This window comes from Shewanella sp. UCD-KL21 (assembly GCF_001957135.1).
Lineage (GTDB): Bacteria > Pseudomonadota > Gammaproteobacteria > Enterobacterales > Shewanellaceae > Shewanella.
Window position 1 is genome coordinate 138,553 of sequence record NZ_MPHK01000003.1, and the last position, 22,679, is coordinate 161,231.

23 protein-coding genes are annotated in these 22,679 nt (G+C 41.1%); 8 read left to right on the forward strand and 15 right to left on the reverse strand.

The window, feature by feature from the left end; genetic code table 11:
• Positions 1-183 precede the first annotated feature (183 nt).
• A complete protein-coding gene (gene soxR, locus BM739_RS04180) occupies positions 184-633 on the reverse strand; it encodes a redox-sensitive transcriptional activator SoxR (RefSeq protein WP_076537575.1) in 450 nt (149 codons plus the stop codon).
• 116 nt (positions 634-749) lie between these two features.
• Here soxR and BM739_RS04185 point away from each other — a divergent pair, with 116 nt between their 5' ends.
• The 3 genes from BM739_RS04185 to BM739_RS04195 all read left to right on the forward strand — a co-directional run bounded on the left by BM739_RS04185 (position 750) and on the right by BM739_RS04195 (position 1,914).
• Positions 750-992 carry a hypothetical protein gene (locus BM739_RS04185; RefSeq protein ID WP_076537578.1) on the forward strand — a complete coding sequence of 81 codons (243 nt, stop codon included), beginning with the start codon at positions 750-752 and terminating at the stop codon, positions 990-992.
• A gap of 27 nt (positions 993-1,019) precedes the next feature.
• Positions 1,020-1,439: a VOC family protein gene (locus BM739_RS04190; RefSeq protein WP_076537923.1), complete on the forward strand. Its 420-nt coding sequence runs from the start codon at positions 1,020-1,022 to the stop codon at positions 1,437-1,439.
• 82 nt (positions 1,440-1,521) lie between these two features.
• Complete coding sequence (locus BM739_RS04195) at positions 1,522-1,914, forward strand: VOC family protein (RefSeq protein WP_076537581.1); 393 nt, start codon at positions 1,522-1,524, stop codon at positions 1,912-1,914.
• 168 nt (positions 1,915-2,082) lie between these two features.
• Here the strand turns inward: BM739_RS04195 and BM739_RS04200 are convergent, their stop codons facing one another.
• The 3 genes from BM739_RS04200 to BM739_RS04210 all read right to left on the reverse strand — a co-directional run bounded on the left by BM739_RS04200 (position 2,083) and on the right by BM739_RS04210 (position 5,980).
• A complete protein-coding gene (locus BM739_RS04200) occupies positions 2,083-3,504 on the reverse strand; it encodes a DEAD/DEAH box helicase (protein ID WP_076537583.1) in 1,422 nt (473 codons plus the stop codon).
• Positions 3,505-3,767: 263 nt separating this feature from the next.
• Positions 3,768-4,262, reverse strand: coding sequence for an acetolactate synthase small subunit (gene ilvN, locus BM739_RS04205; RefSeq protein WP_076537586.1), 495 nt, complete (start codon positions 4,260-4,262; stop codon positions 3,768-3,770).
• On the reverse strand, positions 4,262-5,980 hold the full coding sequence (locus BM739_RS04210) for an acetolactate synthase 3 large subunit (protein WP_076537589.1): 1,719 nt from the start codon (positions 5,978-5,980) through the stop codon (positions 4,262-4,264). Before BM739_RS04210 ends, ilvN begins: the two co-directional genes overlap by 1 nt.
• A gap of 410 nt (positions 5,981-6,390) precedes the next feature.
• On the opposite strand from BM739_RS04210, the gene BM739_RS04215 reads away from it, so the two are divergent.
• The gene (locus BM739_RS04215) at positions 6,391-6,996 is read left to right on the forward strand and encodes a LysE family translocator (RefSeq protein WP_076537592.1); all 606 of its coding nucleotides are present in this window, start codon (positions 6,391-6,393) and stop codon (positions 6,994-6,996) included.
• Between the two features lie 64 nt (positions 6,997-7,060).
• Here BM739_RS04215 and BM739_RS04220 read toward each other — a convergent pair whose 3' ends face one another.
• A complete protein-coding gene (locus BM739_RS04220; RefSeq protein WP_076537595.1) occupies positions 7,061-8,278 on the reverse strand; it encodes a multidrug effflux MFS transporter in 1,218 nt (405 codons plus the stop codon).
• Between the two features lie 264 nt (positions 8,279-8,542).
• Between BM739_RS04220 and BM739_RS04225 the strand changes: the two genes are divergently transcribed.
• The 3 genes from BM739_RS04225 (at position 8,543) to BM739_RS04235 (ending at position 11,700) form a co-directional block, all read left to right on the forward strand.
• Positions 8,543-10,420 carry a choice-of-anchor I family protein gene (locus tag BM739_RS04225; protein ID WP_076537597.1) on the forward strand — a complete coding sequence of 626 codons (1,878 nt, stop codon included), beginning with the start codon at positions 8,543-8,545 and terminating at the stop codon, positions 10,418-10,420.
• A 220-nt stretch (positions 10,421-10,640) separates the two neighbouring features.
• A complete protein-coding gene (locus BM739_RS04230) occupies positions 10,641-11,279 on the forward strand; it encodes a GNAT family N-acetyltransferase (protein WP_076537600.1) in 639 nt (212 codons plus the stop codon).
• Positions 11,280-11,292: 13 nt separating this feature from the next.
• Entirely contained in the window at positions 11,293-11,700 is a 408-nt protein-coding gene (locus BM739_RS04235) for a hypothetical protein (protein WP_076537602.1), read from the forward strand.
• A 156-nt stretch (positions 11,701-11,856) separates the two neighbouring features.
• Here BM739_RS04235 and BM739_RS04240 read toward each other — a convergent pair whose 3' ends face one another.
• The 10 genes from BM739_RS04240 to BM739_RS04280 form a co-directional block, all read right to left on the reverse strand.
• Positions 11,857-12,189 carry a YdbL family protein gene (locus BM739_RS04240; protein WP_076537603.1) on the reverse strand — a complete coding sequence of 111 codons (333 nt, stop codon included), beginning with the start codon at positions 12,187-12,189 and terminating at the stop codon, positions 11,857-11,859.
• Positions 12,190-12,206: 17 nt separating this feature from the next.
• Entirely contained in the window at positions 12,207-12,389 is a 183-nt protein-coding gene (locus BM739_RS04245; protein WP_254843467.1) for a YnbE family lipoprotein, read from the reverse strand.
• Between the two features lie 27 nt (positions 12,390-12,416).
• Positions 12,417-15,692, reverse strand: coding sequence for a YdbH domain-containing protein (locus BM739_RS04250; RefSeq protein WP_175609484.1), 3,276 nt, complete (start codon positions 15,690-15,692; stop codon positions 12,417-12,419).
• Positions 15,693-15,897: 205 nt separating this feature from the next.
• Entirely contained in the window at positions 15,898-16,743 is an 846-nt protein-coding gene (locus BM739_RS04255) for a D-hexose-6-phosphate mutarotase (RefSeq protein WP_076537610.1), read from the reverse strand.
• 188 nt (positions 16,744-16,931) lie between these two features.
• Entirely contained in the window at positions 16,932-17,573 is a 642-nt protein-coding gene (locus BM739_RS04260; RefSeq protein WP_076537612.1) for a DUF938 domain-containing protein, read from the reverse strand.
• Positions 17,543-18,205, reverse strand: coding sequence for a response regulator transcription factor (locus BM739_RS04265; protein ID WP_076537614.1), 663 nt, complete (start codon positions 18,203-18,205; stop codon positions 17,543-17,545). Before BM739_RS04265 ends, BM739_RS04260 begins: the two co-directional genes overlap by 31 nt.
• Before the next feature lie 289 nt (positions 18,206-18,494).
• Positions 18,495-18,929, reverse strand: a complete 435-nt coding sequence (locus BM739_RS04270; protein WP_076537616.1) for an acyl-CoA thioesterase — start codon at positions 18,927-18,929, stop codon at positions 18,495-18,497.
• A gap of 200 nt (positions 18,930-19,129) precedes the next feature.
• Entirely contained in the window at positions 19,130-19,741 is a 612-nt protein-coding gene (locus BM739_RS04275; protein ID WP_217697826.1) for a histidine phosphatase family protein, read from the reverse strand.
• Positions 19,742-20,006: 265 nt separating this feature from the next.
• On the reverse strand, positions 20,007-20,258 hold the full coding sequence (locus BM739_RS19990) for an energy transducer TonB (RefSeq protein ID WP_083698059.1): 252 nt from the start codon (positions 20,256-20,258) through the stop codon (positions 20,007-20,009).
• Between the two features lie 24 nt (positions 20,259-20,282).
• Positions 20,283-21,086: a hypothetical protein gene (locus BM739_RS04280; protein WP_083698060.1), complete on the reverse strand. Its 804-nt coding sequence runs from the start codon at positions 21,084-21,086 to the stop codon at positions 20,283-20,285.
• A gap of 285 nt (positions 21,087-21,371) precedes the next feature.
• On the opposite strand from BM739_RS04280, the gene BM739_RS04285 reads away from it, so the two are divergent.
• Positions 21,372-22,652 carry an HD-GYP domain-containing protein gene (locus BM739_RS04285; protein ID WP_076537617.1) on the forward strand — a complete coding sequence of 427 codons (1,281 nt, stop codon included), beginning with the start codon at positions 21,372-21,374 and terminating at the stop codon, positions 22,650-22,652.
• Positions 22,653-22,679 lie beyond the last annotated feature (27 nt).

The following is a 22,679-nucleotide window of genomic DNA, read 5'->3' on the forward strand; positions in this document are numbered from 1 at the left end:
AAAGCCCCTCACAACAAATTAATCCCTCAAGTATGTCACTTTTAATAATGTCACTTTCAATAAAAGCACTTTAAATAAAAGCACTTTAAATACAAGCACTTTGCGATAAAGTCGCTTTCAACAAAGCACTGATCGACTAAAGCACTGCTCAACAAAAGCACCGCTGATAAAAGTCACAACTCGCTATTTAAGCGCTCTATCTAAAATGACGGCACCAGCATCATTGTCACCCAGTTCATCATTAGGATTGTATAAAGGGCAGTTTTTCATTGATAAACATCCACAACCAATACAGCCATCTAGTGAGTCACGTAAATTTGTCAAATAATTGATTTTTTTAGTTAACTCATTTTGCCACTTGGTTGATAACAATGCCCAGTCTTCTGGGGTTGGGGTGCGTTCATTGGGAAGGTGGCTAAATGCCTGCTTGATATCCTGTAAGCTTATTCCCATGGTTTGGGCGGCTTTTATCACTGATATCCGCCTGATCACATCTCGGCGGTAGCGGCGCTGATTGCCTTGATTGCGCAAACTACTGATCAAGCCTTTTGATTCATAAAAATGCAGGCTTGAAACTTTTATGCCGCAGCGCTTGGCCACTTGCCCGACTGTTAAATCCATTTCATCAAGCATCAACATTGTTCCTCTAACAGTTAAAATAACACTTTACCTCAACCAAGGTTGAGGTTTTATAGTGACACTATATCACAACAAGTTGATTTAAAAATCGTCGCAATGCAGGAGGCAAAATGAGCAATTTAATTTTTAAAGCTGAACAAGTTAATACATTTAGTTATCGAACATCGACTCCGGTTACCACTGTAATCAATCCCTCTAAGGGGGTTGTCACTGAGCAAGCTTATGATGATTCAGATGAGCTAAGCCGCTGCCCAAGTGGCGCTAAGAGGCTTGATTTGTCAGCAGAACACGCAATCACAGCGGTTATTGAACGAAGCCGAACCCTATTCAATCAAGTGATGATTAATAAGTAATGTCTGGTTTTTAAAACAAGGAATATGATTATGCGATTAGAGCATTTAAATTTAGTAGTACAAGATTTAGACGTAAGCTTAAGGTTTTATCGGGCAGCTTTTCCCCATTGGCAAGTTCGCGGCGGTGGTGAAGGCGAGTGGCATGGGGTGCAGCGTAAATGGCTACACTTTGGTGATGAATATAATTACTTATCGCTTAACGATGGCGGTAAAGGAAAAATGCGTCCCAATGAAGGTTATGATTTAGGCTTAGCCCATTTTGCTTATGTGGTGTCAGATCTAAAAAGTTTAATGGCAAGAATGGAGCAAGCTGGTTTTGAAATCGCGATTAAAGGCCGAGAAGATAGTTATTCTGACAGTGTTTATTATCTTGACCCTGATGGCATTGAGGTAGAGTTTGTCCAGTATTTAACAGATATTCCCAGTGAACGAAATCGTTATGTTTAAGTTTCGGTGGCGCTTATAAATAGTATAAGCAACAGTAAAACAGCCTGTATTAGCTGGAGATTTATCGTAACTAGGAGTCAGTATGCGTCTTAATCAAGTTACCTTAACGGTTGATAATATGACTAAAGCCTGTGAGTTTTATTTAACTCTCGGTTTTACTCAAATTGTTAATACTGCCCATTACGCCCGTTTTATGTGTCCTGATGGTGAGGCCAGTTTTTCATTAACCTTAGCTGAGCAGCAATCGAATAAAAGTGATAACCGAACCGTTATCTATTTTGAGCATGAACAACTCGATGAATGGGTTAATCAGCTGATTAAAAAAGGCATCGAATTTGAAACTTTGCCAACCGATCAAGACTATTTATGGCGTGAAGCAAGGCTGTTTGATCCTGCAGGTAATAAGATAAAGCTGTATTGGGCTGGTGAGAATCGATTAAATCCGCCGTGGCGAGTGACTATTCGTGATAAATAACCATAAACCTTTAACCATAGACCTTTAACTATAGACCTTTAACCATCAACCACAGATAATCAAACTGAGGTAATCAGCATTAAAAAAGCGCCGCTATTAAATTAGCGGCGCTTTAATCAATATTTACTCTGTGTGGCTTTTTAACCTAACGGTTATAAAAATATCAGCCTATTTACCCCAAGGGTTTACAGCGCCAGTCCCATTGGGTACTGAACTGCCGCTGTTATTTTTACTAGGCTTGCGAGAGTCTGAGCTTCTATTCTCGCCGCGGTCACTAGTTTTGTATGGGCTTTTAGCTGCGCTTTCTTTGTTAAAGCGTTTGGCTTTATTTTTATCGTAATGATTATTCTTTGGCTTATCTGACTTGCCACGAGAAAGCGTAGGTTTATCGTCTATTTTAGCCTTTGGCATTTTGGCATTCTTAGGGACAAAATCTAAGATTGAAATCGGCACTTCTTTACGCGTTGTAAAGCCTTCAACTTCTTTACGGACAATTAAGTGACCCAAACGGCGCTCAATGGCGCAGAGGTTTTTAAAGTCATCTTTTGACACCAATGACACTGCAATACCTGACGCCCCAGCACGGCCAGTACGACCAATACGATGCACATAATCATCAGCAGGGTATGGTAAGTCGTAGTTAATGACGATAGGTAAGTCATCAATATCAATACCACGAGAAGCAACACCAGTGGCAATAAGATAGGTGATTTTTCCATCTTTAAAATCTTTAAGTAATTGCTCACGTATCGGCTGGCTGCGACCACTATGAAATGACTCAGCAATAATGCCGCGCTTTTCTAATTGAGTTACTAGCTTGGCTGCACCGTGTTTCGTTTCGATAAAGATCAGTGCTTGTTTCCAATCGTTGTCTTTAATCAACTGGCTCAGTAATGCTGACTTCTTTTCTTTATCAACGGTAACTAACCATTGGTCAATTTTTGGCGCCGCGTCAGCATCTTCAACCACTGAAATTTGCACTGGGTTACGCATGGCTGATTTAGCCAAAGCGCGTACTTGGTTAGATAAGGTTGCTGAAAACAACATGTTTTGACGTTCATCAGGCAACAATTCGATGATGCGGTTAATGTCTTCAATAAAGCCCATATCCAGCATTCTATCGGCTTCATCAAGCACTAACACTTCAAGTTCGTCAAAGTTTACTGCACGCTGAGTATACATATCCAACAAACGGCCAGGCGTTGCCACAAGGATATCAATGCCTTCAATGAGTTTTTGCTTTTGGGCATTACTGTCAACGCCGCCATACATGACCATTGAATTTATTGATAAGTTCTGGCTGTATTTTTTGATGTTCTGTTCAACCTGAATCACCAGTTCACGGGTAGGTGCTAATACCAGTGCTTTGACGCGTTTGCCACGTACCTTATGGGGGGCTTTAAAACGTTCGATAATGGGCAGCACAAAGCTGGCTGTTTTACCGGTACCGGTTTGCGCCGCAGCAATGATGTTTTTACCCGATAAAGCAACAGGTATAGCCTTAGATTGAATGGGGGTCGGCTTGGTATAACCTAAAGAACTAAGTGCACTGATTATTGGATCGCTTAATCCCAGCTTCGAAAATGGCATGTGTAATCTCGGGTAAAGTAAAATGATAATTAACAACACTGTCAGTGATGATCAATGCTTGGTTTAGCATCGTGTCATGTTGCAGTGGTAAAGAATAGCTAGCTAGTATAACAGAGTGAGCAAAATATAGGGTAGGGCTGATTTGTGCTTTAAACATAAAGCTAAAACGCTCAGGCACAAACAAGGGAGCAAATGAGCTCCCTTGTTTGGATTTTTTGAAATGGCTTTGGGGCTAAGTCATTTGTGACTTAGTCAGATTGCTATTATGCTTTCATGACTTTCTCGCCACGGGCAAGACCGACCACACCTGAGCGAGAAACTTCAATCACCTTTGTGACTTCGGCAAGCGCGCTGATGAAGGCATCTATTTTTTCACTGGTACCCGCCATTTGAATGGTATACAAACTGGCGGTGACATCCACTATTTGACCACGGAAGATATCAGCAGTGCGTTTGACTTCTTCACGCATCTCTCCTTGGGCTTTAACTTTGACCAATGCCAGTTCACGCTCAATATGGGCATTTTCAGTTATGTTAGAGACTTTTAAAATATCAATTAACTTATGAAGTTGCTTTTCAATTTGTTCGTGAACATCAGCTTCAGCATTAACGGTAATATTAAGGCGTGACAGGGTGGTGTCTTCTGTTGGCGCAACGGTTAAGCTTTCAATGTTGTAACCACGTTGAGAAAACAGTCCAACCACACGAGATAATGCCCCTGGTTGGTTTTCTAATAATACAGAAATAATACGACGCATTAGCTTCTCTCCGTTTTACTTAACCACATATCTTTCATTGCTTCACCACGGATCAGCATTGGATAAACGTGCTCAGTTTCATCAACACTAATGTCAACAAAGACTAATTTATCTTTCATCGCTAACGCTTCAGCTAACTTTGACTCTAATTCATTGGGATCGCTAATGGTCATACCGACATGGCCATAGGCTTCAGCGATTTTGGCAAAATTAGGCACTGAATCCATATAAGAGTGTGAATGACGACCTGAATAAATCATGTCTTGCCATTGCTTCACCATGCCTAAGAAACGGTTATTCAAGTTAATGATTTTCACTGGCGTGTCATATTGCAGCGCAGTTGAAAGCTCTTGAATGTTCATTTGAATTGAACCATCGCCAGTCACGCATACTACGGTTTCATCAGGCATCGCCATTTTAACGCCCATAGCTGCTGGTAACCCAAAGCCCATGGTGCCAAGCCCACCTGAGTTAATCCAACGGCGTGGCTTATCAAATGGATAATAAAGTGCAGCAAACATTTGGTGCTGACCCACATCAGAGGTGACGTAGGCATCGCCATTGGTTAATTTATGCAGTGTTTCTATCACTTGTTGTGGCTTAATCCGATTGCTTGATTTGTCATAGGCTAAGCAATCTTTTTTGCGCCATTGATTAATCTCAACCCACCAAGCATCAAGCGCTTCGCTGTCGTTGGTTTTTTCGGTGTCATCAAGTAAAGCTAACATGCTATCGAGGATATTTTCAGCAGAGCCAACAATAGGAATATCCACTCGAATGGTTTTAGAAATAGATGCTGGATCAATATCGATATGTAAGATAGTCGCGTTAGGGCAATACTTTTCTACATTATTGGTGGTTCGATCATCAAAACGCACCCCAATACCGAAAATTAAGTCACAGTTGTGCATCGCCATATTGGCTTCATACAGACCGTGCATGCCTAACATACCTAAGCATTGAGGGTGAGTGCCGGGGAATGCGCCTAAGCCCATTAAGGTATTAATCACTGGAATATTGAGCTTTTCAGCGAGGCGAATAATTTGTTGGTCGCAACCTGAAATAATAGCGCCGCCGCCCACATACAACACTGGTTTTTTAGCGGCTAAAAGCGCTTGTAATCCTCGGCGTATCTGACCTTTATGGCCTGCGGTTGTCGGATTGTAAGAGCGCATATTAACGCTTTCAGGGTAAATGTATTCGTGCAGAACTTCAGGGTTTAAGCAATCTTTTGGTAAATCGACCACTACAGGGCCAGGTCTACCGGTTGCAGCAATATAAAACGCTTTTTTGATAATTTCGGGGATTTCACGGGGATCTTTAACTAAAAAGCTATGTTTAACAATAGGGCGCGAGATCCCAATCATGTCACATTCTTGGAAAGCATCATTACCAATCAAATTACTCGGTACTTGGCCTGATAAAACCACTAAAGGAATAGAGTCCATGTAGGCGGTAGCAATACCAGTAATGGCATTTGTGGCACCAGGGCCAGAGGTGACGAGTACCACACCCACATCACCGGTGGCGCGGGCATAACCATCAGCCATGTGCACAGCTGCTTGCTCGTGTCTTACTAGGATATGTTCTACGCCAGAATCTTTGTGCAGCGCATCGTAGATGTCGAGTACAGAGCCACCAGGGTAGCCAAAAATGTGTTTTACGCCTTCATCGATTAACGAGCGCACTATCATGCTGGCGCCGGATAATTTTTCCATTGCTAAATCCTCTTAAGTTACCGTTATGGTAAACAGTATCTTGCTACAACGACGGTAATCGTTCTAAAAATAAGCCCGAATGGTAATTCGAACTCGCTTATCTACGCAGTAGAAAACCGCCTCAGATAATTTTGACTAAATATCTTGTTGATTCACAAGATACCTTCATCATATTTACTTTTTAATATGATACAAGTGTCTTGTTGAAATAAAGTAATTTAGTTGAAAGAATTTCATGATTGTTTAATAGAAATAACAATTTGAGCTTATAAATAGAATCGACAGCCTAAAAATTGCAGAAACTTGAATTAAACCCTGTATATTCAGCTTGCTGGTATCGTCTTTATTTGCGAACAGAGCGGTGGTGAAATTATGCCGATTTTATTGGCAAAGCTTTAAAGAGGAAATTTATGGACACTTCGGTTGTCATGCTGATGTTATCGGCCGCATTATTTTGCGCCACCATGACGGGCACGCCAGGGCCTAATAATGTGCTATTGGCAAACTCCGGTGCTAATTTTGGTGTTAAACAAACCGTGCCGCATATGATTGGGATCCGTGTCGGCCAAACCAGTTTACATGTGGCCATGTTATTAGGTTTAGGGTCTTTATTTGAGTCATGGCCGTTACTGCATCAGCTGTTAAAATATGCTTCCATCGGCTATTTGGTTTATCTGGCAGTAAAGATCGCCACGCAGCATGGGCGCGCTAAAGCCAGTGAACGCGATAAGCCAATATCGTTAATTGAGGCGGCGTTGTTTCAATGGATAAATCCGAAAACATGGATGGCGACAATAAGTTTATTAAGCGCTTTTACTATTAGTGGTGATTTATATTGGATAACGGCAATGGCTGGGGTACTGGTATTTAATATTGTCGGTTTGCCAATGTCATTGCTGTGGGTGTTGATTGGTTCTTCTATCCGTCAGAAGTTAAACACACCTATTCGTCAGCGCAATTTTAATTGGTTAATGGCAGCATTATTGCTGAGCACATTACCTATGGTGTTAGTGTGAATTTAAACGGCTCTTTATGAGCCGTTTTTTAAATACAACAGTTAAAAACTGCACAAAATTGCAGCTAAACAGGATACTTTGGTAAGGTACGTTGAAATAATAAACAGCCCATTACCAACATAACTGATAACAACATCATCGCCGAGAATGGCACTGCGGTGCCAGTATAAAAGAAAGCCAATAAAGGGCCCGCTAATGAGCCAAAGCCAAATCTCAGGGTGCCAATAACCGCTGTTGCAGTACCGGTTTCTTGTTTAAATTTCATCAATACAATGGCATCAGCATTAACTGACATTACCCCTAAACAGCCCATTAAGGGGATTAGCATAGCGACAGTAAAGTGGTAGCTTAAGCCTAAAAGGTTCACTACTAATAAGCCTGCGGCAGCCAACGTGCCAAAAACCGTAGCTGCAAACAGCATTCTGTTTGAGCCAAAACGGCCGACAATTCTAGAGTTTAAAATGTTAGCCAACATCAGAGCGCCGACATTGGTGCTGAATAATATTGAAAATAAGGTTTTATCTAAATCAAAGACTTCCATATAAATAAAAGGCGAAGCGGTTAAATAACAGAAAAACGCAAAGGAAGTCAGTACTCCACAACTAATATTGAGTTTCACACCTTGGCGGCTCAGCACGGTTTTATAGGCGTTGAAAAAAGATTTATTACTGCGGGCATCCTTTGCTATGTCGCTGGGCATTTTTAATTTAAAAATAACCAATAACAGCAAAAAGATGGCATAACAACTCTGGCTTAAAAAGATTAACGGCCATTCACCGACTTCTAAAATTAAACTGCCAACACTGGGCGCAAGTAATGGCGCTAACATCATGATTAAGCTGACGTAAGACATCCCTTTGGCAGTATTGTCGCCATAAACTTCCTTAATATAACCGGGCACCACAACCGTGGCAGCTGCGCCAATAAATGCTTGAGCAAATCGCAGCGCTAAAAATAACTCAATATTAGCGGTTATAGAAATAAAGAAACTGATTAAGGTAAACCCACTTAAGCCAAAAATGACCAAGGGTCTACGGCCAAAGCGATCAGCAAGCGGGCCAAAAGTGAGCATCCCTAGCGCGTAGCCCGCAAGGTAAATACTTAACGATTGCTGCACTGTGGTGACATGGGTTGAATAGCTGTCAGCAATGGCAGACATTGCTGGTAAATACATATCGATGGCTAATGGGGTTATCGCCACAATCGCAGCCAGCATCGGGATCAACATGGCAAGGTTTGGGGAGTTCTGCGCCGAGGTCACAGAAGGAGAGTTAGAAGACATGCTGACAAAAACCTCATTAGATAGACATCAAATAGAATCACATCGAAGAATTTTATAGGAAAGAGAGTAAGAAATTCTGGCAAAATTTTACCATGAAAAAGGTGATCTGCATCAAAAAACATCTGCATTTAAGTGAATTTTAATCTTTACTAAATCACGCAGTTGAGATGTAACATTAAAGTAACATTGTTGTCGTTTTAGTGTCATCGAACTTGAGTAGCTTAGCGCCAAACTTTGCAACAACTACTTAACAGAGACTTAAGCATGAAAACGAAAATTTTTCCGTTAACTACACTAATGTCAATGATGCTACTAATTGGCTGTAATGGTGATGATGGTCTTAATGGCGCCCAAGGTGTTGATGGTACAAATGGTTTAAACTCGTTAATTTCAGTCACAGAATTAACTGCTGGTAATAGCCAATGTCCATTTGGTGGTCAACAGATCGCCACGGGGATTGATGTAAACATAAATGGTGTTTTAGACGCCGATGAAGTGCTTACTGGCCAAACTCAAATACTATGTGCTGAAGCTCAAGGTCAATTGCAGTTAGGGCTAATCGGTCGTTATGAGTCTGGAATTTATGGCCAAAGTGCTGCTGAGATTGTTGACTTTCATCAGGCTAGTAACAGCGTATATGTGGTTAATGCACAAAGTGGCATGTTAGATGTCCTTGATTTATCTTCGTTAGCAACGGTTAAGTCAGATGACATAACGGCGATTACATTAAACAACCTCACTAAAACCTTAAGTGTAAACGTTGCTGAAGATGCTGAAATTGACAATTTAGGCAGCGTCAACAGTGTCAGTATTTATGGCGACTTATTAGCCGCAGCCGTTGAGAGAGCTGATAGAGCAGGCAATGCGACCCAAGGCAATGGTATCGTTGCATTTTATCAATTATCAGCAACTGTCGAGCCTGCGTTTATTAAGGCTGTAGAGGTAGGTGCATTACCTGATAATGTGGTTTTTAGCCATGATGGTACCAAACTGATTATAGCAAATGAAGGTGAGCCAAACTCTGATTATAGCGTTGACCCTGAAGGGACTATTGCGCTGATAGAGATCAGCGATGGTCTGCCAGCAGATAGTGCGACTTTGATTGATTTTAATGAATTTAATCTAGGCGAAGCTCGTCATAATGAGCTTAGTCATATGATTAAGATTAATGGACCAAACGCTTCAGTTTCCCAAGATCTTGAGCCTGAGTATATTGCAGTGTCGCAAGATAATCAGTTTGCTTATGTGAGCTTACAAGAAAACAATGCTATTGCAGTGATTAACTTAGCAGATAATACAGTCAAGGCCATTAATGCTTTAGGACTTAAAGATTACGGTAAAGCGGGCAATGAGCTTGATGCCAGCGACAAAGATGATGCCATTAATATCGCGAGCTATGCCGGTGTTTACGGTATGTATCAGCCAGACACTATCGCCAGTTATCAATGGCATGGACAAGACTTTATTGTCACAGCTAATGAAGGTGATGCTCGTGATTATGATGGTTTTTCTGAAGAAGCCCGCGCCGATGATTTGATTTTAGACCCAAGCCACCCGCAAATATTAGCCGCCCAAGATAAAAGCCAATTAGGGCGATTAAAGGTTACCACCAGCATGGGGGATGATGACAATGACGGCGATATGGATAAAATCGTCTCTTATGGTGGCCGCTCATTTTCTATCTGGAGTCATGCTGGTCAATTAGTCTTTGATAGTGGTAATGACTTTGAGAGGATCACCGCAGCGGTGCTAGGTGAAAACTTCAATAATCACAATGAAGAAAGCAAAGGGGATAGTCGCAGTGATGATAAAGGTCCTGAGCCTGAAGCGCTAGCGATAGGCAAAATCGGTGATAAAAAGTATGCTTTCATCGGCTTAGAGCGTACATCGGGGATTATGATTTACGATATTACCAATCCTTTTGAGGTAAGCTTTATCGACTATGTGGTAAACCGTGATTTTGATATCGACTTTGAAATAGACGGCGAAACCATTAGTGGTCAACCTGAGCTTGTGGGTGATTTAGGCCCTGAAGGGATGAAATTTATTCTAGCTGAGGATAGCCCTACAGGTTTACCATTATTAATTATTGGCAATGAAGTGAGCGGCAGCACCAGTGTTTACCAGATAAGCTTTAATTAGCACAAAAATAAGCTAACGCCATCGCTACACTTAAGCAGCAAGCTTGAGTCTGAACACTAACCCCAAAGACCAATATCAATTGATATTGGTCTTTTTTAGTTTATGGCCCGTATGAGACAAGAGATTATTGTTGTTTTTAATAGCAAAAAGGTGATTTTATTCTGATCTAGATCATGTATTCTGTCATTGTTTGATCAAGTTAACTATTTAGGAGCACTCAATGGCATACGCAGACAGTCATACTTTTTTAATGGGTGAACATGTCATTTTAGAGCCGTTAACCCTCGAGCATGTGCCAGCGTTAAGCCTTGCAGCTGCTGATGGCAACTTATGGGAGCTTTGGTATACCTCGGTTCCCCATGCCAATGATATGAAAGCCTATGTTGAAAAAGCCATAGCCCAAGAACAACTTGGTGAAGCATTGGCTTTTGCTGTGCGGGATAAAACCTCAGGTGAGGTGATCGGCAGTAGCCGTATCTGCCAATGGGATCAACCTAATCGTCGTTTAGAAATTGGTTACACTTGGTATGCAAAACGTGCCCAGCGCACCTGTGTTAACACCGAAACCAAATTGTTATTACTCGATTATGCCTTTTCAACCTTGGATGTCATGGCGGTGGAATTTCGCACCCATTGGCATAATCAAGCATCAAGACAAGCCATCACGCGTCTGGGAGCTAAGCAAGATGGGGTGTTAAGAAACCATAAGCTTTTGAAAGATGGCACAGTGAGAGACACGGTTGTTTACTCAATAATTGATACGGAATGGCCAACGGTTAAGCAGCATTTAAAGCATAGATTAGCCCATTACCAACAACAGTTTAGCAATAGCATTACGCACTCAGAAATTAATTACTAAGAAAGGATACAGTATGTTTAAAAAAGGATACCAGTTCGCCGCTGCGATCACGTTAGTTGCCACTAGCTTAAGCGTACAGGCGCAAGATAAAGCAGAAGCCGCATTTACTAATGAATTAGTCCAATGTGCAGCATATTATCAAATTAGCTCTAGCATGATTATGGGCATGAATGCGCCGCAGATGAAACCTGTTGGTGAAAGATTGAAAACATCAGCAGTTGAAGCTGAAAAATTAGCCGCTGGCTACTTAAGTGCTGAAAAGGCGACTAAAGCGGTTGCAGAAGCGAAAAGCCAGCAGCTTGCTAGTTTACAAGGCAAAAGCGGCTTAGGTCCGTTAATGAATAAATACAAAGAAGTGTGTAAAAAAGCGGTGTTAGATCCTAAGGCGCGTTTAGATTACTGGGCAATGGTCACTATGTAACACTCAGTTGGCGGCGCGCCTAGCTCGTTAAAACAAAGGCGCGTTAGTTTTGTCAAAGTCTGAGCGAGTACATACACTGCAATTATCCCTCATGGTGTTAAGTCTGGTATCAAGCACCAAGCCATAATCGGCCGATGTTCATCGCTATTTAGCCATTTATTTTTGAGTCCATTTGCCTTTCGGTGTTTGGATAAAATGACTTTTTCGGGCCGCTGCAATGGCTTTTTGTGCGGCTCTTGCAGCGACATCTTCAGTGGATAATTTATTCTTTTTGGCTATTTTTTGATAATGTAGCTTTCGCTTACCATTTACCTCAGTCATTAATGCTTTTGCATCGTTATTATTAACGACTAAACCAAGGTAGCCATTGGTTTGCTCACCAACTAAGCCCTGATCCTTAGCCTGTTGTAATGTCAACGCAGCTGCATTTGAACTCAGTGTTAACCCTAGAAGTAACGTTAAAACTAAAGCCATGATTTTTGTGTTCATTATTGCTTCCTTATTGATTAAAACAACTCATCATCTTCTAAAAGAATATCGAGCTCTTTATCGATTTTTATAATGATTTCATGCTCAATTTTTACATTAAGATTAATGACAATGGGCTTATCTGGTGGCTCAATTTTAACGGTTGGGGTACAGGCGCCTATCAGCAGTGCTGATGCGGCAATAAGAATTATTCGGTAAATCGACTGAGTGTTCACAAAGGTGTCCTTTTACTTCACGGAACGTTCAATATCATTTTGCAGTTGGTTACCAATCTGCGTGCTTTTGTATAATTGAAATAGGTTCTCTTCATGAGAGTAGTTCAAATGAATAGGTCGTTCAATATCCTTGCTTTGTCCTTTTACTTGAACGGCTAGTTGAGCATCGCCATTTTGCTCCATATCAAGTGTGCTTATTAGCTCGGAATACTGCAAGTGTTCTAATGCTTGCGCCACTATCTCTAAATGGGGTTGGCTTGCTTTTACTTGCTCAAGTGCAGGGTTATTAGAGACTTTGATTAAGCCGCCAGGGGCTCGGGCGGCTAAATGGCCTCCGGCAATATTAATTTTTCCATCAACTAACGTTGCGGGTAATACACCGTCAAAGATCCCATCGGCATATACCCCTACTTGAGGCTGAGCTGCCAGTAAGGTTTGTAAACTAATGCCGTTAAGCATCAAATAGCCTTCTGACTTATCGTGTAATTTCAAAAAAAACTCTGGTATTAAAAACTCGCCATCCAGTAAATTGCCCCGCGCTGTTAAGTTGACGTCTGTATCACTTAAACCTGTGATCTCTTGTAACCAGTTTTTGGCAGCTATTTGCTCATTTTTACCTAATGAAATATCGGCGTTGAGATTGAGCTCATCTAAGTTTATGCCCACATAGGCATTAGCAATATTGACTTCAGTGTCTTGGCACAATAATCGACTTTGGCTGTAGGTTTTTGTTAATAATTGCGTGCTGTGGGCTTGTTGCCAGTTAAATTGGCATTGGGCATTGATACTGCCACTTTCAAAGAACATCTCGTTATACTGCGCCTCTACATCAGAAAGTGACTGAGTAAATTTCATTTCAAATAAGGATACTCCTTGGCTTTCAACGAGGGCAAAACCAGCATCCAATTTATTATGGCCTGCAATGGATAAATCACTAGGCAGCATTTGAGTTTGCGCTAACACTTCAAGCAGCGGGGCTAAATCTGAATCCGTTTGCCACTGACCGGCTAATGATAAAGGGCGATTATGTTTAGGCAGTTGCAGTAGGTGATAGCTTGATAGTGCGAGCTCATCAAGTTGCCAAAGCTCTTTACCTGTGAGCAGCTGGCTGTGTAACTGCAGGTTTTGTTCAAGGATTAAGCTGTCTAATCGCAATAGCGGATAGCGGCGCAGTTTTGATTTAGTCGGGATCAATTTATCGATGCGAATATCGTTTAATTGCCAGATTAAATCACTGCTATTGCGCTGATTTAATAATGATGTCAGTAAGCTTGGCTGGCTTTTATTGTTAGTCGCTAAATAGTCAGTCGCTGAACTGTCACTCGTTTTATTCTTAGGCTGTTTTATATTTGAACTTAGGCCCGTTGGGGTTAACTCATCAGCGAGTAACGTCGCAGGTACAAATAACTCGATGGCTTGTTTGGCCTCTACAGTAAATTGGCCTAAATGTATTTCCAGCGATTCTTTGGCGTTAATGCTATCAGTTGCCGTGCTTACATCTTTAAGGTGAAACTTATCAAATCCGAATGAGAAGTCATTGAACTTTATTTGGCTGCCGTCAATGGTTGAACTAAGCTCGCTAGCCCCTTGTTGTTGCCAGTTAAGCCCCTCAAAGGCGATAAGTTTATTGGCTGATTTTAAGCTTAAATCACTAAGCTGTAATTGAGCGTTTTGTTTGAGGCTCACTGTGGTTGTGGCTTGATTGTGACTCACTTGATGCTCAACTGCTAATTGGCCAGTTAAGCTTGCGCCATCAATAATTAAAGCACTGTCGACAGTATCTAAGCGACCTAAATCAATTGCTTTAACTTGGTTGATATCAACACTTATTGCGCTATTTACTTGGTAGTTTTCATTAGTAATTGCGGCGCTGTTATCAGTAAACATGAGCTGAGTAGTCAGCAGTGGATGGGCTATTTGTGCATTAATTGAAGCTGTATGTAAATCATAGTGGCTGTTTGAGTTTGGGCTATCGTTTGCCAGTGTGACATCGATGTAAGTCGGTGAGTCAAACGCCAAAGACCAGTCAATATTGGCGTCAGCCTCAGGTAAGCTTGTATTTGTCTCGGCGCTAAGCTGCGCAACTTGAGTCAGTAATGACTGTATATTGTGCGCACTTTGGTTTTTGTCGAGAGTTTGGCTATCTTCAACTTTTTGATTCACTTTGGCAACGCTATCTGCAGGATTACCTTGAGTATCATTTAAGTCACCGCTGAGTTTTATAAGCGCCTTTGGGCTGGTGGATTGCTGCCACCTAAACGGCGCTAAAGAGACTGATAGCTGCTGATTCGCATTGTGTGGATCTTGTGGCTGGTAATTAACCTCAAGGCGGATGGGCATCTCAGGTTTAAAGCTGATACTGCTATTGAAGTTATTTTCAGTAGTTGGCGCGATTTCAATATTGCGAATTTCGTGATGACTGCTGATTGAGCCACTTGGTAAATCTAATCGCGTTTGCCCCAACCAGTGACCATTAAATTGATAATTTGTAGCTGAAATAGGCGTTATGACAGGGGCTAAAGCTTGGGATAATATTTGTAATCCTTGCTGTTCATCGGTATTCGATGTGGCCGTTATTCTTTGAGTCACTGACTGATCCAGTAATTGCAGGCTTTGGATCACTTTATTGATATCGACATCGGTATTAAGCTGCCACTCACGTGGATTTAGGCTTAGCGCAATATCAATAAACTCTTGCTGCATAAGCAACAGCTTACCTGTCAGTATTGTTGAAGCTGAAGCTGAAGCTGAAGTTGAAGTTGAAGTAGCAAAAGATGTAGCAGCGCTTGTTTTATTAGTTGCTTGAATAACTGCGATGTTTTGATTTTGACCACTAGCAGCAAGGCTTAAATTATGCGCCTCGATTAACGGCTGAGTTAAGTCTTTATCATCAGCCCAGTAAATATTTATCTTAGCCAGCTCAATGAGCGGTAAATGATTGATACTCAGGCCGACATCAGCATCAGTTGTGGCTTGGTTATCTTTATCCACAAAACGGCGCTTAAGAAATGAATAACCTAAGTTAACATCAATTCTTTCTACTGTAACAGCCTCAAAATCTTCTATTGTCAAAGCCATGTTTTTCAATGCGCTATAGCCATCGACTAATCTTAGCTCGGCATTGTGTAAGCTAATTACACTATCTTCATACTCAAGGGAGATAAATTTAAAATTGAGTTTATTGATAGTATCAAAGCTAACTGCGAGATCTTTAACCTGAATATCATAAGCCGAGGTGAGGGTGTTAAGTACTTTTAAGGCGATAGGGCGAAAATTTTGTTGCAGCACAAGCAAGCCTAATGCAATGGTAAAAAAGCATAGGATAAAGAATCGTTTAACAGTAAAAAGGCGAACTGTCATTTGGGCTGAGTAGTCTTTTAAGATATTGATTGTAAGCTAGTTTATCACAGCAGTTTACTCGCTGATATCACCCTGTTAACAACAGCAGGTTAAGCTGTGCTGTTAACGGGGTCATAACAGATGCAAATGGCGCTTATCGCCAGCGAATGTGGGTTGTGAGGGTGTGACTTTCACCCGGTTGCAAGTTAACTTCATCTTCTAATACGTTAGCCGCTTCAAGGCAAACCATGGTCAGATAGTCATTATCATTAAAGCGAGATAAACGCTGGGACTTGTCAATCCACGGGTTCCATAACACCGCAGATTGGCTGTTTTCACGGCTGACTTCAATATCACCTGCAGGAGTATGCAGCACCTGGGTTTGAGCTAAATCTGTATAAACGCGGTCAGTTTCACGGTCAAATAATACGTCGTCAGAGCCTTGGGCAAAAGGGCCTTTGGCAAATTCTATGTATTTGGAATCTTTAAAGCCTGAGGCTTTAAGTTGATGAATATCCTCAATAGGAAAATAACTGTGCAATGCTTGGGTAAAGTTAATTGGGTAATCAGCATTGTTTTTATTCACTATGCTGACAGTTAACGTCTCAGACAGTGAAAATAATACGCTTACCTCAGTATCATGGGGCCAATACTGTTGCTGCTCGGCTGAAATTTTCAAGGTAAACACTAAATCAACAATTTGATTGCGCATTTTAACGGATGCTAAAGACCATAAACTCGTGCGGGCAAAGCCGTGTTGCGGGAAACCTTCAATGTCACTGGCACCAAACCATGGCCAACAGACCGGAATACCGCCGCGAATACCGTTACCCGGCTGATAATCATCAGCATCAGATACCCATAACAAAGGCGCTTTATCTTTAGGCTGAAAAAAATCTATTTGAGCCCCTTGATGAAATATACGTGCCTGACAAAGTGGGGTATTAACTTCGACAAATTCCAAACCGTTTGGGTGTTTTTTAGTGGTAACCGAACCCATAATGCGTGTTCCTTGTTGTAGATATCGTTTGAGAAATAACTAAGCCCTAGCTTACAAAGTTTTGCGACATAACTTAAGCTATTTGGGCTTTGATTTTAGGTTTAGTGTTCGGCAAAAGCGATAAGCAATAATGCTAATGTTGCCGAGATTAAGTATTAAGTGATGCGCTTTCACTACAATCATTTAATTTAGCTGCGGCTGAAATGTAATAAGCGATTATTGGCCGGCATTGGCGTATCGGTGTGTAAGCTTAGGCCTTGAATGCTTGCAAGTGATGTTATCCACTCAATATCTCTAATACCGCTTTGAGGGTTGTTTTGCTTTAGCCACAAATCAAATTGTGCATTACTGTCACTGCTAAATTGACCTTGATAATTAAACGGTCCATAAATTGCGACATTAGCATGTAAATTAAGATATTGTCCTAAGCCTTCAAAAAAGTCGACCACCATAGACTCACTCATAATGTGTAAGGTATTGGCGCTATAGAGTCCATCAAGATTTTTTGGGAGTTGCTTACTTGGCCAAGGTTTACTGACATCAAGCTCGACTGCGGTGAGTAAGTTTTCAGGCCCTTCAATATGGATGCGGCTATTAAGCTGGGGTAAATAATCACTTTGATCGCTGGCTTGCCAAGTTAAGTGAGGTAAATGTTTAGCAAAATAAACACAATGCTGACCAGTACCACTGCCGATTTCTAATACTTGTGTTGAACTTGAAAAAACCGACTTTAACTCAGTTAAAATCGGTTTTTTATTATTTTCACAAGCTTGGGAAAACGGCAGTTGAGAGAGTTCGCTTAAGATAGGTCGACCTTTTCCATTTCTAATTGCTGCAATGCGATAACTGCTTGGGTGCGGTTTCTGACCCCAAGTTTACGAAATATCGCCGTGGCATGAGCCTTAATGGTTGCTTCAGATACGCCAAAGTCATAGGCGATTTGCTTATTGAGTAAGCCTTCGGCAAACATTTGCAATACCCGATATTGCTGCGGGGTTAAGTCTGAAAGCTTACTGGCCATTTGGCTTGAAGGATCATCAGAAACGGGGAGTACTTCAGTCCCTTTAGGCAGCCAAATATCCCCTTGCAGCACGCCATCAAGGGCTTCTTTAAGGGTATCCATGGATGCCGACTTAGGAATAAAGCCTGAGCTACCGTAATGAATAGCACGACTGATGGTTTGGATATCTTCGTGAGCTGAAATAACCACCACAGGAATGTCTGGGTAATGGCCACGTAAATGTATTAGCGTAGAGTAGCCATGGGATCCCGGCATTTGAAGATCAAGCAAAATGAGGTCAAGCTCACTGGCTTTATCATCAAGTATATGTTGCAGCGCTTCAGCACTGTCAGCTTCAAACCAATTGGTACCTTGAAAGGCATTACTTAACGCTTGTCTTAATGCATTTCGAAATAATGGATGGTCATCGGCAATAATAATATTTAAGTTATGTAGCTTCATGGCTTTTTAATAGTCTTGTTTGCACGTGAAGAAGATTTAATGTAACAGATAAGTAAGATAAAATTCTAGGGTTTATCAAATACAAAGCGGCAAACGAACAATTTAAGTCATTATTTTAGACTTTTGTCTAATAAGCTTATGGGTTAAAGGCATGATTGTACGTAAAAACAAAAAGTAACGGAGCGAAAGAGTCATTCCGTTACTTAAATCTGCTTTTGGGTAAACAACTCGCCATTGAATTGGGTCAATCACGATTTATGCAGGGCAGGTTTTTTATAGCAATTTGAGTTTATGGCCACACTTGAGTCGGGGCGCGCTGCTCATCAACGGCGACGAATGTAAAAACACCGCGTATGGCGTGCTCACGTTTGTCTTGATACATATCTTCAAGGAATATATTTACTTCAACTTTAATTGATGTGTTACCGACATGGATAACGCGGGCAATTAACTCCGCTAAGCTACCCGCCGGTATCGCTTTTTTAAAATCAATGCGATCAGAACTGACTGTAACTAAAGACTTACGGCAAAAACGGGTGGCCGAAATAAAGGCGGTTTCATCCATCCACGCCAATGCATCACCACCAAAAAGGGTGTTGTGATGGTTGGTGTTGGAAGGGAAAATTGCTTTAATCACCCGCGACTCTGATTGTTCGATTCGCTTAGCGACATCTTCAGGGAAACTAAGCTGTGATGTGATTTCTGTTTGACTAGTGGAGGGCATATAACGACCTAATATTATGCTTTTATGTGGCGGCTTCGCCAAGGTGGCGCGATTATACGTTTAAGCGGGGACAAAGGGTAGTTGTACGAGAAAGTCGCAGCCTGAGATTAGCAAAGTTTAATTAATAATATGTACAAGTTTTATGAGCCTCTAACTTGTTTTAGCTTAATTCAACAAGGCAATAAACAGATATCTATAGGCTAATACTTTAGCAATGTGGTACTCACCTGTGCTGCTGGGGTTGCTGTACTGCTTGGGGCAAATATCGTCACTATATATAAACGGTCAAATTCAGATTTCTCATTAATCTCAGCGCCGGGTTCGCCGCCCAGTAAACTCACCAGTTTAGGGGTGGTATTACTGTGTCCAACAACTAATACCTTGGCGCCACTATTAAGCTGTAATTGGCTGGCAAACTCAGCTAACTCTCTGGGATTATAGTAACTGATTTTTAGGTATTGTGAGTTAGCTGTTGGCAGCGCTGTTTGCTCTGTGCGCTGGTATTGAGTGCTATAAACGGCATCAAGTTTAACTGCTGATAAGGTATTCGCTAAAGCAAGGGCGCGATTTCTACCTTGTTCTGTTAATTGTGGATCCTCACCGGTTTGTTTTTCACCATGGCGAACCAAAAAAATGGTGCTGGTTTTAGCGGGCGTAGATGCGCTAGCGTTAGACATAGCAGGAGTATTATGGCTATCTACCGCGGAATTTTTGTCATTGGCTGTGGCAAGGGTTGGCGAACTTAAGCCAATGAACAGTATCGATATGATGCTTAACTGAAATATAATTTTTACTGAACGGTAGCTCATCATTTTATTATCGCTTTATGGCTGAGTAGTTGATTAAGTAATTAACATGAGTCGCTTAATATTAGTCACTTAATATTAGTCACTTAACATGGGTAACTTAACTTTAGTAACTTAATTTTAGTCACGTAACCTTAGTCAAGTAATATGAGTCAGTTAACTTTAGACTAAGACAGCAATTAACGAGACTATTATTACTGTCCTAGCCTCGATAAATGAGTCAAGCGGTTAGCGATGGATGACTTTAAAGAACATTAGAATGTCCAATAATTTATCCGACTGAAAAATCTATTTGCACGGTGGTTTCTGCTTCAACGGGTTTACCATCAATAAATTTGGGCGCATATCGCCACTTCTTAAGTGCTTTTAACGTTTCTATTTCAAAGGACTTGCCACCTTTGGACTTTATTACTTCAGGATTGGTGACAAAGCCATTTTTATCAATCGTTAAGGACAATTGCACTAAGCCTTGTTTTCTTTGAGATAGCTTTGATCTGGGATAATTAGGGTTAGATCTGAATATTGGGGTTTGTTCTTGGTTATCTGATCATGGCTTCATATTACCAATTGCTAAGCAATGCTCAGTGGCTTTGCTTGGCTCATCTTGCAAACTGTAAATTTCTACCAATTTAGCGTGAGCACTTAACTCGAAGGGATGGTCATAATCGAGCACGCTATACTCTTTAATGGCTTGCAAAAGTTTAGTCTCAGCTTGAGAGTATTGTTTTTCCGCAAGTAATACTGAGCCGAGCAGATAGGTAGCGTAGACTCTATCTGCAGAGTTAGTCGGTAAATGCTGCACGTATATCGCTTCAGCATCAATTAAAAATTGCTTAACTCTTGGAGTATAAAACTCAGTATTCACCAAGCGTTTAAATGCCAGCATTAAGGTTTTAGCATGTAATAGTGGATCGTCAGAGTCTTCACTAATATTTATTGCTTCATTGAGTAAAGATCTTGCTTGTTTGTTATTGGTCGTGGCATCGGCCAGTAAGGTGAGAGGATCAATTAACTCTATATCGTCAATGGTGTCATCATTGGTACGGTATATATCTAAGGCCAATTGGTAAAAAGTCATTGCTTGTGATTTTTGCGCGTTTTTAGTTAGCGCGGTGGCTAAATTTAAGGCTAAATTAGCGCTATTAATATTATCCTCGCCAAATTTGAGCTTACCTAAATCAAACGCTAGCTGGGCATATTGTAGCTCTAACACCGCATCATTATTTTCTAATGCTAAATTATAATCTTTAAATGCAGTATTAAAATCGCTGTTAGCAGCCAAAGATGTCACAGGCAAAAGTAAGCTACTAACAAGTACAGCTATAGTTTTAAGTGATGACGCTGATTTCATGTAAATCCTTTTAAATAATCAATATTTTGTGGTTGATATTCCGTTAAGCTGGCACTTTATTTAACCTGAGCCAAACTTGCAAGCTGCTAGCGACAAAAATATTCAGCTCATGGGGCAATCATTGTTTAAGGCTATGGCGGCAAATCTATTTATTGGTCACAGGTTTTTATCGGCAATTTATGTTGCTATTCCCGCTATCTCTACAATACTTAAAGCTCCAGACGCCATATTTTTGTTTTAAACAGGCAAGGTTAGTTGTTCCAATGGACGATTCAAGGATGAAGTATGTCACCATTTGCAGGCTTGTTAAGAGAACTCTGCGCATCAAATGAATCATTATGCATTTGGCGTAAAGTGGTATTTGACCGGATATTTACCACGTTAGCCTTCCTTTGTATTCCCGTTTACTTTACCAGTGTTTATTTGTGTATTGTTCAAGGCTTATGGCCGATGGCAATCTTTAATACTGTGGTTTATGCCACCTTATTGCTGATTATTTATAAAAACAACTTAGCAAATAGACTGCGATTCATCATTGGTTGCTTACTTGCCTATAGTATTGGAACAGGCTTCTTATTAGCGATAGGCCCAAGTGGTGCCGGTTTTTTCTGGTTATTTCTTTTTCCTCCATTAACTGGGGTGTTATTAGGTCGCAATGCCAGTTATTGGGCGCAAATACTCAATGCCATGTCGTTAGTTATTATCGGTATTTGCGGCCATTATAATTGGCTGCCTTGGCCGAGTATTGAAGGCTACAACAGTATTGTTTGGGCGGTTGTATGCATTAATTTTGTGGCAGCTAATGCCATTGTTACGCTTTCTGTTAGTTATTTATTAGAAAAATTATTCAGTTCGTTACAGACAACATTAACCTCAAGAAGAGCAACGGTAATTGGTTTAGCCAAATTGGCTGAATATCGCGACAATGAAACGGGCGCTCATTTATTACGTATGCAGCAGTATGCGGCGTTATTGGCGAGCCAAAGAGGGTTAGACAAAGATGCGCCTAATGAGTTAACAGGCTCATTTGTAGAAGAAATAACTCTGTCAGCGGTATTACATGATATTGGTAAAGTGGGGATTGCCGATGCCATTTTATTAAAACCGGGTCGATTAACCCCTGAAGAGTTTGAAAATATTAAAGCCCACCCAGTGATTGGCGCAGAAGTATTAGATTCTTTAATTGAATTTGCGCCTCAATGCAGCTTTATAAAAATGGGCCGTGATATTGCGGGTGGGCATCATGAAAAGTGGGATGGCAGTGGTTACCCTAAAGGGCTAAAAGGTTTGGAGATCCCATTGTCGGCAAGAATCGTCGCACTAGTGGATGTGTACGATGCGCTGACTTCACCACGGTGTTACAAAAAGCCCTTTAGCCATGATGAAGCGATAAAAGTGATAGCAGCAGGAAAGGGCAAACATTTCGACCCAAGATTGGTTGAGAGCTTTATGAGCGTACATGAACAATTTCAGCAATTATCATTAAGCTCATTAGATGACGAGCCCGCTAATACCAATGTTCCTTGTTTACAAGCAGTGGAGCCGCCAGCACAAAAAGTGAGTTAATGTGAGTAAGTAAGTTATCGTCAGTAA